Source organism: Planococcus salinus (assembly GCF_003719725.1).
In the GTDB taxonomy this organism is placed as follows: Bacteria; Bacillota; Bacilli; order Bacillales_A; family Planococcaceae; genus Planococcus; species Planococcus salinus.
Genome location: NZ_RIAX01000003.1, coordinates 50,884 through 66,627, shown reverse-complemented (window position 1 = coordinate 66,627; position 15,744 = coordinate 50,884). Strand labels below are relative to the sequence as shown.

The window sequence follows — 15,744 nt, the reverse complement described above, 5'->3', positions numbered from 1 at the left end:
GGTAAGATAATGTAGGAAAAGGAGAGATGTGCCGTGGGAAAAGTATATGTATTCGATCATCCGTTGATTCAGCATAAATTAACGTTCATTCGCGACAAGTCGACGGGAACGAAAGAATTCCGTGAATTAGTGGATGAAATTTCCACACTGATGGCTTTTGAAATTACACGCGATCTTCCGTTGATGGAAATCGAAGTGGAGACACCTGTCCAGGTGGCGAAATCCAATGTACTGGCAGGGAAGAAGCTTGGCGTCGTGCCCATCCTGCGGGCCGGCATTGGCATGGTCGATGGAATTCTGAAATTGATTCCAGCCGCGAAAGTGGGGCATATCGGTTTATACCGTGATCCCGAAACGCTGCAGCCAGTCGAATATTACCTGAAGTTGCCATCCGACGTGGAAGAGCGCGATTTCATCGTAGTCGATCCGATGCTCGCTACGGGAGGGTCGGCAGTGGAAGCCGTGAATTCCTTAAAGAAACGCGGTGCCACAAAGATCCGCTTTATGTGCATCATCGCTGCTCCTGAAGGCGTTGAAGCGCTTCAGCAGGCACATCCGGATGTGGATATTTATATTGCGGCACTGGATGAAAAACTGAACGAAAAAGGATATATCATTCCAGGACTCGGAGATGCCGGTGACCGGTTATTCGGAACCAAATAAAGAAACGGGGTAGATTAGTTTGTCGAGAAAGTGGAAAGTAATGACGATATTTGGCACGCGGCCGGAAGCCATCAAAATGGCACCGCTTGTGCTGGAACTCCAAAAGCATCCGGAGACCATCGAGCCGCTGGTGACAGTGACAGCTCAACACAGACAAATGCTCGATCAAGTGCTGGACACTTTTCAAATCACACCGGATTTTGATTTGAACATCATGAAAGATCGTCAGACATTGAGCGATGTAACGGTACGCGGGTTACAGGGCTTGGACGCGGTGATGAAAGAAGCGAAGCCTGATATTGTCCTTGTCCATGGAGATACCACCACGACATTTGTCGCCAGTCTGGCCGCTTTCTACAATCAGATTGCCGTCGGCCATGTGGAAGCGGGACTGCGCACACACAACAAATACTCGCCTTACCCGGAGGAAATGAACCGGCAATTGACGGGAGTCATGGCAGACATCCATTTTTCGCCGACTGACAAATCCGCCCAAAACCTGCGGGCGGAAAACAAGAAAGAAGAAATGATCTATGTGACGGGGAATACAGCCATCGATGCGTTGAAGACGACGGTCCGTGAAACTTATTCCCATCCGATTCTTGAGAAAATCGGTTCCGACCGGATGATTCTGTTGACAGCTCACCGCCGTGAAAACCTGGGCCAGCCGATGCGCAATATGTTCAAGGCGATCAAGCGGCTGATTGAGGAGCATGACGATGTGCAAGTCGTCTACCCGGTGCATATGAATCCGGCAGTTCGGGAAGTGGCGGATGAAGTGTTGGGACGCGATCCACGAATCCATTTGATCGAACCGTTGGAAGTCCTGGATTTCCACAACTTCGCTGCGCGTTCCTTCTTTATATTGACGGATTCCGGCGGTGTGCAGGAAGAGGCGCCATCTCTCGGGAAACCGGTGCTGGTGCTCCGCGATACCACAGAGCGTCCGGAAGGCATCGATGCCGGGACACTGAAACTGGCGGGGACGGAAGAAGAGAATATATACAGCCTGGCAAAAGAGTTGCTGACGGACGGCGAAGCGTATGCCGAAATGTCACACGCCTCTAATCCATATGGCGACGGGGAAGCATCGCGCCGGATTGTGGAAGCTCTTCACAACTACTTTTCAGGCAAGTAACGGCTCTTTCCGCTTTTCAGTGTCCAGCTGCAAGAGCCTGCTTCTCGGGTCATAAGTCACTCTGGTGTCCAGTCTCCAGTGCCTAGCTCTTCGGGACATAAGTCAACCCAGCTGTGTGGCAAAGAGCGCCACTTCGCTGGTCTGCCTTATGCCTGTCAGAGCTGAACAGGCACTTCCGCTTTTCGAGACTGTGCGGCTGAAAACACGCCGCTTCGGCAACCCGCCTTATGCCTTTCGAAGCAAAACGGCTCTTTCCGCTTTTCTAACAGAATTTGTCGAGAATATGACAGCCCGAAATCGCTTGTGAAGTTTTTCACTTCTACTAATTGACATGATTTTACCCCTATTGTATGCTAACAAAGGGTATGCATGAGAAGGTTTTCATACATAAAAGATGTTGTTCTGAAAGCCTGATGCGACGGCTCTTTTAACGGGGTAAAAGTCAAATCAAACGAAATTCGAGGGGTTTATCATGCGCCCAACAAAAAGTCCCTTACAAGCGATGGTGCTGTACAGTGCCATTCTTTCACAACTTGTCGGGTCCGTGCTCATCGGTCTGTTCACAGGTATGTGGCTCGATGAACAATTCGGAACCGCTCCGCTTTTTTTGATCATCTGCTTAATGCTGGGGTTAATCATCGGCGTGCGAGCGATGCTTCAGACCGTCCAAAAATTCGAATCGGGAGACAAGTGAACATGGATGGACTCAGGGAGATTTATACAAGACTTAAAAAGATGATTTTTTTCATTTTGGCGGCGTTTGTGCTGGGATGGGGATTGACCCCTTACCAGGCGGTGTTCGCGGGTCTGATAATCGGAACTTTGTTCGGCCTGTACAATATGTGGATCTTGGTTCGCCGGATGGAAAAGTTTGACCGGGCGGTGACAGAAGGCTCGAAGGTTCGTTCGCTTGGAACGGCATTACGGTTTGCATCAGGTGCTGCCGCTGTGGCAGTAGCAATTTTATTTGCCCAGCATATACACTTGATCAGTACAGTAATCGGGTTGATGGTCCCATACGTTCTGCTATTGACAGAGCGGATTGTTTATCACGTGAAACACCATTAAGAATGTGGAAAGAGAGGTGAAACTATCGTGGATCATGGCGCTCCTATGCTTGAAGTGTTCGGGATCTGGTTTAACTTGTCGAACGTTATGATGCTTCTTGTAGCCGCTCTTATCGTATTCCTTATTGCTTTTATCTCTACACGGAGATTGCAGCTAAAACCGACAGGTATGCAAAACTTCATGGAATGGATCATGGATTTTGTAAAAGGCATCATCAAAAGCAATATGGACTGGAGAACAGGCGGTCAATTCCATGTTCTTGGGATTACGCTGATCATGTTCATTTTTGTATCAAATATGTTGGGGCTCCCGTTCGCCATAGTGGTCAACGGCGATCTTTGGTGGAAATCACCAACTGCTGATCCAACGGTGACGATGACGCTTGCCGCAACAGTCATCATTTTGAGCCATTATTATGGCGTGAAGATGAAAGGCTTGAAAGGGTATGGAGCAGGTTACTTCCAACCAATGAAGTTTATGTTCCCACTGAAAGTCATTGAAGAATTCGCAAATACGCTGACACTCGGTCTGCGTCTTTACGGTAACATTTATGCAGGGGAGATTTTGCTGTCTTTACTGGCAGGCCTTGCAGGAGCAAGTTTCTTTGGATTTGCCGCAGCAATCGTTCCAATGATGGCATGGCAAGGGTTCTCGATCTTTATCGGAACAATCCAGGCGTTTATCTTCGTTATGTTAACAATGGTTTATCTATCGCATAAAGTCAGCGACGACCATTGAGTATAAAACGCCCGTAATCGGGCAAACAAAAAAACAATTATCCTGAGGAGGACAAATTACAATGACAGGTTCATTAGGTTTATTAGCAGCAGCAATCGCAGTAGGTTTAGCAGCACTAGGTGCAGGTGTCGGTAACGGTCTTATCGTTTCTAAAACAGTTGAAGGTATCGCTCGTCAGCCAGAAGCTCGTGGCGTTCTTCAAACAACAATGTTCATCGGGGTAGCATTGGTCGAAGCTGTGCCAATCATCGCCGTAGTTATCGCGTTCATCACTATGAACCAGTAATAACGAAAAGCGGAAGCTGCCGTTCAGACCCGACAAGCGCTGGAGACTTTGCGAATGATGGCGTTCTTCAGCCATCCGGTGTAAAGGCGAAGCGACTCGAGGGTCTGGCAGCTGAAGTCTGGACAATAAGAATAGTTAATATTGAAATAGCAAAATGGCGGGGATGCTTCGGCGTATTTTTCGCCATTTATGCTTGTATGTCCACTTGACAGTTGAAAAAACATCTTAACAAAAAAAGATCTTACTATAGAAGTAATGGAATTTAGGCTCTTGAAGGGAGTGAAACAATCGTGTTTTTTGATCACCTCGTACTCGGTGCAACCGGGGAGTTTTTGAATATCGGAGACATCATCGCAACACTCGTCATTTTCCTAATTTTGATGGCGTTGCTGAAGAAGTTTGCGTGGGGCCCATTGATGGGCGTAATGCAACAACGTGAAGATTTGATCGCCAGCGAAATCGAAACGGCTGAAAACAGCCGCAAAGAACAACAGAAGTTGCTTGATGAGCAGCGTAGCTTATTGAAAGAAGCGCGTACACAAGCACAGGAAATCGTTGAAAACGCTAAAAAACAAGGCGAAGTTTCTCGCGAGGATATCATTACAACTGCCCGCGCGGAAGCTGGCCGCATGAAAGAAGCGGCAGTAGCTGAAATTGCCAACGAAAGAGATAAAGCCATTACGGCCGTACGCGAAGAAGTGGTGGCTATGTCATTGCTTGCAGCACAGAAAGTACTTGAAAAAGAAATTTCTGAAGAAGACAACAGCCAGTTGATTAACGAAACGATTGCGAAGGCAGGCGAAGTGCAATGAGCCAAGCTTCTGAACGCTATGCGCTAGCATTGTTCGAGGTTGCCCAGCAGCACGAAGTGTCAGTGGAAGTGGAAGAAGACTTGCGTGAGATTAAAAAAGTCTTTGATATGACCCCTGAGCTTTATAATTTGATCGTTTCTCCAAAGCTGTCAGCTGAAAAAAGAAGCAACCTCATCAACGAAGTATTCAAACAGGCGAATCCATATGTGGTCAATACGCTCCAATTATTGGCGGAACGCAGACGCCTCGACGAAATCAGTGATCTGGTCGCGGATTACATCCGCTTATACAACGAAGCGCAGGGAATTGAAGATGCGAAAATCTATTCAACACGTCCTTTGACGGATGAAGAGCGCGCCTCCATTTCTTCTGTGTTTGCAAAGAAAATCGGGAAACAGTCATTGCGAATTGAAAACGTCATCGACCCATCGTTACTGGGCGGCTTGCGTCTTCAAATCGGAAACCGCATTTACGACAGCAGCATCAGTTCAAAACTTGAACGTCTGCAGCGTCAATTGATCGGTTAATCTAAGAAATTAAGAGAGGGTGACATACATGAGCATCAAAGCTGAAGAAATCAGCAGTCTGATTAAGCAACAGATTGAAAATTATCAATCAGAGATGAAAGTTGACGATGTCGGTACAGTAATCACGATCGGTGATGGTATCGCACGCGCTCATGGCCTCGACAACATCATGGCTGGAGAACTTGTAGAGTTCTCCACTGGTGTCCTTGGTATGGCACAAAACTTGGAAGCCAACAACGTTGGTATCATTATCCTTGGCCCTTACACAGACATTAAAGAAGGCGATGAAGTACGTCGAACTGGCCGTATTATGGAAGTTCCAGTAGGAGAAGAAATGATCGGACGCGTCGTAAATCCGATCGGACAGCCTGTTGATGGCCTCGGTCCGATCAACACGACAAAAACACGTCCAATTGAAAGTCCTGCACAAGGGGTTATGGCCCGTAAATCGGTTCATGAGCCACTTCAGACAGGGATCAAAGCGATTGACGCTCTTGTGCCAATCGGCCGTGGACAGCGTGAATTGATCATCGGTGACCGCCAGACTGGTAAAACGTCTGTAGCGATCGATACAATTTTGAACCAGGCTGACCAGGACATGATTTGTATCTATGTAGCAATCGGACAAAAAGAATCGACCGTACGTAACGTAGTAGAAACTTTCCGTAAAAACGGTGCACTTGAATACACAATCGTCGTAACGGCTTCAGCTTCACAGCCGGCTCCGCTACAGTATTTGGCACCATATGCAGGGATTTCTATGGCTGAAGAATTCATGTTCGACGGCAAACACGTATTGATCGTCTATGATGATTTAACAAAACAAGCTTCGGCTTACCGTGAATTATCCCTATTGCTTCGTCGTCCTCCAGGCCGTGAAGCTTACCCAGGTGACGTTTTCTATCTTCACTCACGCCTTCTTGAGCGCGCAGCGAAGTTGAACGATACGCTTGGAGCAGGATCCATCACAGCATTGCCGTTCGTTGAAACGCAGGCTGGCGATATCTCTGCTTATATCCCAACAAACGTAATCTCGATCACTGATGGACAAATCTTCCTTCAGTCTGACCTATTCTTCTCGGGTGTTCGCCCTGCGATCAACGCCGGTCTTTCTGTATCACGGGTTGGTGGTTCAGCACAGATCAAAGCGATGAAAAAAGTAGCAGGTACATTGCGTCTGGACTTGGCTGCATTCCGTGAACTGGAGTCATTCTCCCAGTTCGGTTCAGACCTTGACCCGGCGACAGCTGCAAAATTGGAACGCGGGAAACGCACAGTTGAAGTTTTGAAACAGGACTTGAACAATCCGATTAAAGTTGAAAAACAAGTTGCCATTTTCTACGCATTGACTCGAGGACACCTTGACGATATTCCAGTAGGAGACATCACTCGTTTCGAAGCTGAATTGACAAGCTGGCTGGATACTAACCACACAGAAGTTTTGGATCATATTCGCAAAACGCAAGGCTTGCCTTCTGACGAAGCATTTAATGCTGCGATCATCGACTTCAAACGCACATTCGCGAAATCAGAATAAGAGCTTTTACGTTACAGAATAGGAAGAAAAAATATTAAGGTGGTGAAATACCAGTGGCATCTTTACGCGATATAAAAAACCGTATTACGTCAACCAAGAAAACAAGCCAGATCACAAGAGCTATGCAAATGGTTTCGGCCTCGAAATTGAACCGCGCAGAAATGAATGCGAAAGCGTTTGTCCCTTACGTGGAAAAAGTTCAGGACGTCGTCGCTTCCATTGCATCGGGATCGAACGATGCAAGCCATCCGATGATGATTACGCGTCCGGTAAAGAAAACTGCCTATCTAGTCATCACGTCGGATCGCGGTCTTGTCGGCGGATACAACAGTAATATTCTTCGTACCGTCATGACGAAAATCCGTGAGCGCCATACCTCCAATGATGAATTTGTTATTCTGAGTGTTGGCCGTAAAGGAAAAGATTTCTTTACTAAGCAAGGCATGAATATCCTGGAAAGTGCAACAGCACTTCCGGATCACCCATCATTTGCGGATATCAAAGAAATTGCGCGCAAAGCTGTTGGTATGTTCTCAGACGGTACGTATGACGAAGTCTATATGTACTACAATCACTTTGTCTCTGCCATTCAGCAAGAAGTCACAGAGAAAAAATTGCTGCCATTAACAAACGTCGAAGCGACCGGATCGACTGCTTCATACGAGTTTGATCCATCAGCTGAAGCGATTTTGGAAGTCCTGCTTCCTCAATATGCGGAAAGCCTGATCTTTGGAGCACTTCTTGATGGCAAGGCAAGTGAACACGCTGCGTCCATGACAGCAATGAAGAGCGCAACTGATAATGCGACTGAATTGATCGATGGATTAACACTTTCATACAACCGTGCCCGCCAGGCTGCGATCACTCAGGAAATCACTGAAATCGTCGGCGGAGCAGCGGCTCAGGAATAACGAAAAGCGAAGGCAGCCGTGTAGATTCGACGGGCATAAGACGAACCGGCGAAGTGGCGTGTTTTTGCCACACAGCCGGGTTGGCTTATGACCTGAGAATCTGGCTGTCGGAGGCTGGACAATAAGAAACAGAAAAAGTAAGACAGGAGGGAACAGCATGAACACAGGACATGTTCTTCAAGTTATGGGTCCGGTTGTAGACGTTAAGTTTGCCAATGGCCAACTTCCCGATATCTACAACGCCCTAACTGTAAGCATTGATCGCCCGGGCCAGGCACAAGTGACATTGACACTTGAAGTAGCTTTACACCTCGGTGACGATTCAGTACGCACAATCGCCATGGAATCCACTGATGGATTGCAGCGCGGTTCAGTAGTAAACGACCTGGGCAGAGCAATTTCTGTTCCAGTTGGAGATGTAACATTAGGCCGTGTATTTAACGTACTCGGCGAAGTAATCGACTTGGGTGAAGAAATTCCGGCAGCAGAGCGCCGTGACCCGATTCACCGCGATGCCCCTACATTCGAGAACCTTTCCACAGAAGTGGAAATCCTTGAAACAGGTATTAAAGTAGTTGACTTGCTTGCCCCTTACATCAAAGGTGGTAAAATCGGTCTCTTCGGTGGTGCCGGTGTTGGTAAAACCGTTTTGATTCAGGAACTGATCAACAACATCGCTCAAGAGCACGGCGGTTTGTCTGTATTCGCCGGCGTTGGAGAGCGTACACGTGAAGGAAATGACTTGTTCTTCGAAATGAGCGATTCCGGTGTTATCAAGAAAACGGCCATGGTATTCGGTCAAATGAACGAGCCTCCTGGTGCACGTATGCGTGTAGCATTGTCCGGTTTGACAATGGCAGAATATTTCCGTGACGAGCAGGGCGCAGACGTTCTATTGTTCATTGACAACATTTTCCGCTTTACACAAGCAGGTTCTGAGGTATCAGCCCTTCTAGGACGTATGCCTTCAGCTGTTGGTTACCAACCGACACTTGCTACTGAAATGGGTCAATTGCAGGAACGTATCACAACTACAAGCGCTGGTTCTGTTACATCGATCCAAGCGATCTATGTACCAGCGGATGACTATACGGATCCGGCTCCTGCGACAACTTTCGCTCACTTGGATGCGACAACAAACCTGGAGCGTAAACTTTCTGAGATGGGTATCTATCCAGCGGTGGATCCTCTTGCTTCAACTTCCCGTGCTTTGTCACCGGAAATTGTTGGGGAAGAGCACTACGCTGTATCCCGTGAAGTCCAGGAAACACTTCAGCGTTACCGTGAACTTCAGGATATCATTGCCATCCTGGGGATGGATGAGTTAAGTGATGAGGATAAGCTGACGGTTAACCGTGCACGCCGCATCCAAAACTTCCTTTCTCAAAACTTCCACGTTGCGGAACAATTTACAGGCCAAAAAGGTTCTTACGTGCCGGTTCAGGAAACGATCAAAGGCTTCCGTGAACTTCTTGATGGCAAATACGACCACTTGCCGGAAGATGCTTTCCGTTTGGTCGGCCGCATTGAAGATGTAATCGAAAAAGCCAAAGGCATGGGCGTAGAAGTCTAAAATAAGGGACCAGGAGGGAAAAAAATGAAGACCATTACAGTCAATATTGTCACTCCCGACGGCCCGGTATACGATTCAGAAGTTTCAATGCTCATCGCAGTCACAGCAACAGGAGAAATGGGTGTTATGCCCGGCCACGTTCCGACAGTAGCACCTCTTGGAATCGGAGCAGTCCGGTTGAAGAAAGACAACTCGACGGAAATCATTGCGGTCAATGGAGGATTTCTTGAAATCCGTCCTGAGAAAGCAACGATTTTGGCGCAGTCGGCAGAACGTGCAACCGACATCGATCTGGCTCGTGCTCAAGAAGCTGCTAAACGCGCAGAAGCATTGCTTCAGGCAAAGAATGCTGACACCGACTTCAAACGCGCTGAATTGGCTTTAAAGCGCGCGATGAATCGTATCAACGTTTATGAGGGTAACAGTTAAATAAGGCGAGCGGGCAAAAGGGCAACTGACTTTTGCCCGCTTTTTTATTCGAAAGGAGCGTGATCAAATGGAATTTGTGATTGGTCAGGAAGCGTTAATTTCAATCTTCAGCCACATTTTTTTCACAGGCGTCGCCTTTTATGCCATGCGTGCAGTGATGTTTGAAAAATGGATTCGGAAAGATCATGTTCTGCAGGCACAAATATTATATATTTTCATCAGCATTGCCATCGGCACAGCGGTTTCAACGTTTTTCCTGAATATTTCCCTGTGGTCCAGGCAGCTCCCTTACTTGTTTTAGTTTGCTGCTTTGCCGTGACAGCGAACCTCGCTGTCATGGCAAAATGGCAAACTCTCCTATTTCCCGGGAAATAAATCCCGGATTTCATGTTTATTGGCGCAGATTAGGGGAAACTATTTATTGTAATCTAAATGTAATATATAGTTTTTGTTAAACCAATCCTTCTTCCCGGTTTCTTGACATATTTTCTCCTTTTTCCAGTAAAACTCCTGAAAAATAGGTACCGGGATGCTTGTGAAATCAACAAAAAACGGGTATTATTAAAAAGATTTTATTTCTAAATAATGACATTGGACTTTAAACGTACATATAGATGACTATTAACTACATGGAGGGCGTTTCAGTGGAACAAATTATCGTAAAAGGCGGACAAAAACTAAAAGGGAAAGTACGAGTGGAAGGGGCTAAAAACGCGGTCTTGCCCGTTCTTGCCGGTGCATTGCTTGCTTCGAAAGGCCACAGCATCATCAAAGAGGTACCCAATCTCGCAGATGTCTACACCATTCAGGAAGTTCTCAAAAGTTTGAACGCTGCAGTTCAGTATTCCCCCGACAATAACCAAATGATCATTGACTCTACAGCTGAGTTATCCAGTGAAGCGCAATTCGAATATGTGCGGAAAATGCGTGCATCCATTCTGGTAATGGGCCCGCTGCTGGCGCGTAACGGCTTTGCCCGTGTATCGTTGCCGGGTGGCTGTGCAATCGGTTCCCGCCCCATTGATCAGCATTTAAAAGGGTTTGAAGCGATGGGCGCAAAAATTACATTTGGTAACGGCTTTGTAGAAGCCACATCCAATGGCCGGCTTCGCGGGGCTAAAATCTACCTCGACTTTCCGAGTGTCGGTGCGACGGAGAACATCCTTTCAGCTGCTGCATTGGCAGATGGTGTTACAACCATTGAAAACGCTGCAAAAGAACCTGAAATCGTTGATTTGGCGAATTACGTAAACGAAATGGGAGGTCGTGTCATCGGAGCAGGTACGGATACCATCCGCATCGAAGGCGTCAAAGAACTGCATGGCGCAGAGCATGTCATCATACCCGACCGAGTGGAGGCAGGAACCTTTATGGTAGCCGCAGCCATTACAGAAGGTGATGTCATTATCGAAAATGCCGTACCGGAGCATATGACCGCATTGATTTCCAAATTAGGAGAAATGGGTGTCGATATTCAGGAATTGGACGAAGGTGTCCGTGTCCGTGCTTCCCGTCCGCTTCGTTCCATTGATATCAAAACCATGCCTCATCCAGGATTTCCAACAGACATGCAATCTCAGATGATGTCGTTGATGCTCACAGCGAAAGGAAACGGCATTTTAACCGAAACGGTTTTCGAGAATCGTTTCATGCATGTTGAAGAATTCCGCCGCATGAATGCATCAGTTAAAATTGAAGGCCGATCGGTCATCATGGAAGGGTCATCGAATCTGCAGGGAGCAGAAGTTGCAGCCACTGACTTACGCGCAGCTGCTGCACTGATTTTGGCAGGACTCGCTGCTGAAGGCGTGACAAGAGTCAACGAACTCTATCATCTTGACCGCGGATATGTGGATTTCCACTTGAAACTGGCATCATTAGGAGCAGACATTGAACGAGTGATCAATGAAGAATCCGAAGTGAAAGAAGAACAAACGGTCTAATATTTCTATTATCCTACTAAAAGCTTGCAGACAATTGTCTGCCGGCTTTTTATATTCCATTGATTTTTTACAGGAGAGAGGCGTTTTCATCCTGTTGAATGGTAGATTTAATAAAATTTTGTGCATTTTTGGAATGCTGTGTTAAACTATGCAGTTAAGATAATCTTTTTAGTATTTTGCTTGCGGTACGCAGGCGGAAGGAGAAACACCATGATTTTTTCAAAAGATATTGGCATTGACCTAGGGACAGCAAATGTGCTGATTCATGTAAAAGGAAAAGGAATTGTGCTGAATGAACCGTCAGTAGTGGCAATGGATCGGAAAACCAATAAAATCCTGGCTGTTGGAAAAGAAGCAAGAAAAATGATTGGCAGGACTCCTCAGCACATTGTAGCTGTTCGTCCGTTGAAGGAAGGCGTAATTGCGGATTTTGACACCACAGAAGCAATGCTTACATATTTCATTGATACATTGAAGGTAAGAGGGTTTATGACGAAACCTCAGATCCTGATTTGTTGTCCGACGAATGTAACGAGTATCGAACAGAAAGCAATTAGGGAAGTGGCAGAAAAATCCGGCGGCAGAAACGTCTATGTGGAGGTGGAACCGAAAGTGGCGGCAATTGGGTCCGGCATGGATATTTATCAGCCGAATGGCAATATGATTATCGACATTGGCGGTGGAACCACTGACGTGGCGGTTTTATCGATGGGAGATATTGTGGCGAGTGAAACTCTCAAAGTAGCCGGTGATGTATTTGATCAGGATATTCTTCAATACATAAAAAAGCAGTACAAAGTACTGATCGGTGAAAGAACCGCTGAGAATATCAAATTAGAAATTGGCACAGCCTTTGCGGACGGCAGGAAAGGGAAGATGGAGGTTCGCGGCCGCGATATGGTAACAGGATTTCCGAAAACCCTCAGCATTGATTCCGTTGAAATTGAAGCTGCGTTAAAAGAGTCCATTGCGTTGATCGTGTCTTCTGCCAAGAATGTCCTGGAAAAAACGCCTCCTGAATTGGCGGCGGATATCATTGATAGGGGAATTGTCCTGACGGGCGGAGGAGCTTTGCTTCACGGTCTTGATCATCTGTTGGCCGAAGAATTGAAAGTTCCTGTCTTCGTGTCTGAAGATCCATTGAACTGTGTAGTCAAAGGAACTGGCATCCTATTGGAAAATATGAGCAAAACCTCGCGAAAAAGATAAGAATTTGATGAATGACGTATACTCTTTATGTCTTTTTTTAGTATAATGATAAGAGTGAAAAGACAAGTTCAATTGATTTTGATGCCGGGTCTTGAGATAAAGTTCTCAGGCTCTCCCAGTGGCATGCATCAATGGAAAGGTTGACAAAAGAATGGCTGATTTGAAAAAGAGAGCACCTTTTCAAAAAGGGGCAAAACAAGAACCTTCTGCAAAAAAAGAGTCAAAAGAGACATGGTGGGTGCAAATTCGGTTGTTCCCGATTTGGCTTCGGATCCTTATTGTGGCCGCTTTGCTTGTGTTAGCCATCATCCTGGGCGTTATGATCGGGTATGGTGTAATCGGAGATGGCAGCCCGGCTGATGCGCTTAAATGGGAAACCTGGCAGCATATTATAGATATTATGAGCGGGAATAAGTGATGTCCCGCTCATATTTCATTTACTTACTGCGATAAAGGAGCTGAAGAGTATGTTAACAATAGAACAAATCCAAGCAATTTTGCCTCATCGCTATCCATTTCTGATGGTGGACCGGATTGTGGAAATTGAAGCCGGGAAAAAAGCGGTCGGGATTAAAAATGTCACAGCGAACGAAGATTTTTTCAACGGCCATTTTCCGGGCTATCCAGTTATGCCGGGAGTGTTGATTGTCGAAGCATTGGCTCAAGTGGGAGCAGCGGCTGTGCTGCAGATGGATGCCAATAAGGGCCGTCTCGCATTTTTCACGGGCATCGACAATTGCCGGTTTAAACGGCAGGTGGTGCCAGGAGATCAATTGAAGTTGGAAGTGGAACTGACAAGACTGCGCGGTTCTATGGGGAAAGGTCACGCGATTGCCACTGTGGATGGAGAATTGGCGTGTGAATGTGACATATTGTTTGCTTTGGGACCGGTGACAAACGGTTAAAAGGCTCATTGCCTCAGGGAATCAGGTTGCTGTAAAATTTACTGTGCACTACATAGAAGAGGGATAGTAAGAGTAAGGCATTCTATCCTTACGGATAAACAGGAGGCCATTATGTACAAAACTTTGCCGACAGGCGTTAAAAGCAGCATTACACGATCCATATCGAAAATGTTCGAAACGTATATGGCGGATATCGAATGGAATGAAAACCGCTTCAGGCTGGAAGATTTTATAGGGAAATGGAAACAATACATCGAAACAGGTGCTTCCTGGTATGAGAAAGTTCCGGAAGAAGTGAAGAAAGATCCGGCCTTTCATGAAGAAGTGGCGAATAAGATGAACCAGACGATTGAAAAAATCTTGTCAGAGCCACCATCAGAAGATCAGATTGCCCGTATCGAAATCATGCAGGAACGCTTGAATACTCATTTTGATTATTCCTGTAAAGCGGAAGCCGCTTATATCGAAAATAAGTTGCACGAATTGAAATAAGAAACGGAAAACAGCCCCGTCGACTTTGTCGACGGGGCTGTTTTTTGTCCAGCTATGCTGAACGCAAATAATTTACCATCATCGCTAATAAACCAAAAAAACGTCGAAAAAAAGCAGTTGCGCAAAAGCAACTGCTTTTTCTCAGACGATTAACAAGGGAAAAGTCCCGTCTTTCCGTTATTCCGCTTCGTCTTTTCTCAAAACAGGCCGTTTCCTCATGTCTGTTTCAAAACGCTCCAAAAGTTCATCACCTTCCAGACCATCCTCCAGCAGTTCGGATAACAAGGTTTCGGCGTATTTTCGGCGCGCGCGTTTCAAAGTACCTTTCATCAGGACAGAAATGTGGTCACCGATGATTTTTACTCCATAAATGACGACTTGGAAGGTTGCCGGTTCGTTGCCTGGATAAGAAATAACCACTTTGACATCGTAAATTTCTCCCGACTCTTTCATTTTATCGAATATTTCCTTGTATTCTAAGTCAATCAGCATCTCGAGCACCCAGGAGCGCCGACTGTTTTCCTGATTGATGATGATGCCATCAACCATCGGGTAATCGATCAGATTTTCCCCGTCGACGATACCGAGGGAAATCATTTTAAAGGTCTTCATAACCAATCCCTCCAAGCGAAGATTTTGTTTCTAGTATAGCATATGTTCAATTTTTCTCACGACTGGCATAAAGCTGAAAATTTATTGGGAAGATGCGAAATCTGATTTTTCTATGAGCCTGAAAAAAACGGATGTTCAGGTCCGGACTGATTCTCCGTCCTTGAAATTATTTTTCCTCACTCCCAAAAATCATTTATCAGGAGCTGAATCACCGGCAAAACCAATATTTCGGGTTTTGCCAGCCATTCTCCCCTTTTAGTATGCTGTAGATATTCAGGAGGAGGTGAAAAGATGAACCAAGTCGGAATAGTGGGCCGCTTGACGAAAGATCCGACAAGTCGAATGCTGAGTGAAGGAAGAGTACATACTTCATTCATTGTGGCAGTCTCCCGCAACTACAAAAACCAGAAAGGAGTAGTGGAGAGCGATTTTGTTCTTTGTTCAACCTGGGGCAGGTCTGCGCTCAACATATCAAAATACTGTGTCAAAGGCTCATTGGTGGCTGTCACCGGCAGGCTGCAAACAAGACATTACGACAAAGAAGATGGTACGCGTGTCTATGTTACGGAAGTGGTAGGAGACCAGGTCCGTTTTCTCGACAATCGGAAGCAAAAAGAAGAAACCGCCTCTCAGCAGCAGGCGCCACAGTCTGAAGAAGACTTTGACTTCCAGCCGCCGGAGACGGAAAAAGTAACTACGTAACAAATGATAGGGAGGCACTTAGCCATGTCCAAAGACGTGCAACTGCAATTGGAAGTCCATATGGAGCAATTGATCAAACTAACCGCATTGCTGCATAGGCGATTGACAGAGGCGGAGCGGGAGCTAAGTGAATTAAAAGAGATTTTCCGTTCCGCCGAAAAACAGTAACAGCTTTCGTCTAAAAGGGGATCCGGTCAGG

General features: G+C 46.3%; 21 protein-coding genes. 20 read left to right on the top strand and 1 reads right to left on the bottom strand.

All coding sequences use genetic code 11. The features are described from left to right. Positions 1–33: 33 nt before the first annotated feature. The 18 genes from upp to EEX84_RS05025 all read left to right on the top strand — a co-directional run bounded on the left by upp (position 34) and on the right by EEX84_RS05025 (position 14,231). Positions 34–663 carry a uracil phosphoribosyltransferase gene (upp, locus tag EEX84_RS05110; protein WP_123164527.1) on the top strand — a complete coding sequence of 210 codons (630 nt, stop codon included), beginning with the start codon at positions 34–36 and terminating at the stop codon, positions 661–663. Between the two features lie 40 nt (positions 664–703). After that, positions 704–1,801 (top strand): non-hydrolyzing UDP-N-acetylglucosamine 2-epimerase, encoded by a 1,098-nt coding sequence (gene wecB, locus EEX84_RS05105; RefSeq protein WP_420812550.1) that lies wholly within the window; start codon positions 704–706, stop codon positions 1,799–1,801. A 472-nt stretch (positions 1,802–2,273) separates the two neighbouring features. Next, complete coding sequence (locus EEX84_RS05100) at positions 2,274–2,495, top strand: AtpZ/AtpI family protein (protein WP_123164525.1); 222 nt, start codon at positions 2,274–2,276, stop codon at positions 2,493–2,495. Positions 2,496–2,497: 2 nt separating this feature from the next. After that, a complete protein-coding gene (locus EEX84_RS05095; protein ID WP_123164524.1) occupies positions 2,498–2,869 on the top strand; it encodes an ATP synthase subunit I in 372 nt (123 codons plus the stop codon). Between the two features lie 27 nt (positions 2,870–2,896). After that, positions 2,897–3,607: a F0F1 ATP synthase subunit A gene (atpB, locus tag EEX84_RS05090; protein ID WP_123164523.1), complete on the top strand. Its 711-nt coding sequence runs from the start codon at positions 2,897–2,899 to the stop codon at positions 3,605–3,607. Between the two features lie 61 nt (positions 3,608–3,668). Then, positions 3,669–3,893, top strand: a complete 225-nt coding sequence (gene atpE / locus EEX84_RS05085) for a F0F1 ATP synthase subunit C (RefSeq protein WP_123164522.1) — start codon at positions 3,669–3,671, stop codon at positions 3,891–3,893. A gap of 290 nt (positions 3,894–4,183) precedes the next feature. Further along, entirely contained in the window at positions 4,184–4,705 is a 522-nt protein-coding gene (atpF, locus tag EEX84_RS05080) for a F0F1 ATP synthase subunit B (protein ID WP_123164521.1), read from the top strand. Continuing rightward, a complete protein-coding gene (locus EEX84_RS05075) occupies positions 4,702–5,232 on the top strand; it encodes a F0F1 ATP synthase subunit delta (RefSeq protein ID WP_123164520.1) in 531 nt (176 codons plus the stop codon). The genes atpF and EEX84_RS05075 overlap by 4 nt, the downstream gene beginning before the upstream one ends. A gap of 28 nt (positions 5,233–5,260) precedes the next feature. Beyond that, positions 5,261–6,769 (top strand): F0F1 ATP synthase subunit alpha, encoded by a 1,509-nt coding sequence (gene atpA, locus EEX84_RS05070; protein ID WP_123164519.1) that lies wholly within the window; start codon positions 5,261–5,263, stop codon positions 6,767–6,769. A gap of 53 nt (positions 6,770–6,822) precedes the next feature. After that, entirely contained in the window at positions 6,823–7,680 is an 858-nt protein-coding gene (atpG, locus tag EEX84_RS05065; protein ID WP_123164518.1) for an ATP synthase F1 subunit gamma, read from the top strand. A 157-nt stretch (positions 7,681–7,837) separates the two neighbouring features. Beyond that, positions 7,838–9,253 carry a F0F1 ATP synthase subunit beta gene (atpD, locus tag EEX84_RS05060; protein WP_123164517.1) on the top strand — a complete coding sequence of 472 codons (1,416 nt, stop codon included), beginning with the start codon at positions 7,838–7,840 and terminating at the stop codon, positions 9,251–9,253. A 24-nt stretch (positions 9,254–9,277) separates the two neighbouring features. Continuing rightward, positions 9,278–9,682, top strand: coding sequence for a F0F1 ATP synthase subunit epsilon (locus EEX84_RS05055; RefSeq protein WP_123164516.1), 405 nt, complete (start codon positions 9,278–9,280; stop codon positions 9,680–9,682). A gap of 67 nt (positions 9,683–9,749) precedes the next feature. Then, on the top strand, positions 9,750–9,983 hold the full coding sequence (locus EEX84_RS05050; protein WP_123164515.1) for a DUF1146 family protein: 234 nt from the start codon (positions 9,750–9,752) through the stop codon (positions 9,981–9,983). Between the two features lie 343 nt (positions 9,984–10,326). Continuing rightward, positions 10,327–11,625, top strand: a complete 1,299-nt coding sequence (gene murA / locus EEX84_RS05045) for a UDP-N-acetylglucosamine 1-carboxyvinyltransferase (protein WP_123164514.1) — start codon at positions 10,327–10,329, stop codon at positions 11,623–11,625. 213 nt (positions 11,626–11,838) lie between these two features. Further along, on the top strand, positions 11,839–12,834 hold the full coding sequence (gene mreB / locus EEX84_RS05040; RefSeq protein ID WP_123164832.1) for a rod shape-determining protein MreB: 996 nt from the start codon (positions 11,839–11,841) through the stop codon (positions 12,832–12,834). A gap of 151 nt (positions 12,835–12,985) precedes the next feature. Further along, complete coding sequence (locus tag EEX84_RS05035) at positions 12,986–13,252, top strand: DNA-directed RNA polymerase subunit beta (protein WP_123164513.1); 267 nt, start codon at positions 12,986–12,988, stop codon at positions 13,250–13,252. 49 nt (positions 13,253–13,301) lie between these two features. Then, positions 13,302–13,739, top strand: a complete 438-nt coding sequence (gene fabZ / locus EEX84_RS05030; RefSeq protein WP_123164512.1) for a 3-hydroxyacyl-ACP dehydratase FabZ — start codon at positions 13,302–13,304, stop codon at positions 13,737–13,739. Positions 13,740–13,850: 111 nt separating this feature from the next. Further along, positions 13,851–14,231: a hypothetical protein gene (locus EEX84_RS05025; protein WP_123164511.1), complete on the top strand. Its 381-nt coding sequence runs from the start codon at positions 13,851–13,853 to the stop codon at positions 14,229–14,231. A gap of 177 nt (positions 14,232–14,408) precedes the next feature. Here EEX84_RS05025 and EEX84_RS05020 read toward each other — a convergent pair whose 3' ends face one another. After that, complete coding sequence (locus tag EEX84_RS05020; protein ID WP_123164510.1) at positions 14,409–14,843, bottom strand: YwpF family protein; 435 nt, start codon at positions 14,841–14,843, stop codon at positions 14,409–14,411. 291 nt (positions 14,844–15,134) lie between these two features. Here EEX84_RS05020 and EEX84_RS05015 point away from each other — a divergent pair, with 291 nt between their 5' ends. Both EEX84_RS05015 and EEX84_RS16575 read left to right on the top strand, forming a co-directional pair. Further along, complete coding sequence (locus tag EEX84_RS05015; RefSeq protein ID WP_123164509.1) at positions 15,135–15,545, top strand: single-stranded DNA-binding protein; 411 nt, start codon at positions 15,135–15,137, stop codon at positions 15,543–15,545. A gap of 24 nt (positions 15,546–15,569) precedes the next feature. After that, on the top strand, positions 15,570–15,713 hold the full coding sequence (locus tag EEX84_RS16575) for a hypothetical protein (protein WP_192892923.1): 144 nt from the start codon (positions 15,570–15,572) through the stop codon (positions 15,711–15,713). The last annotated feature ends 31 nt before the right edge of the window (positions 15,714–15,744 follow it).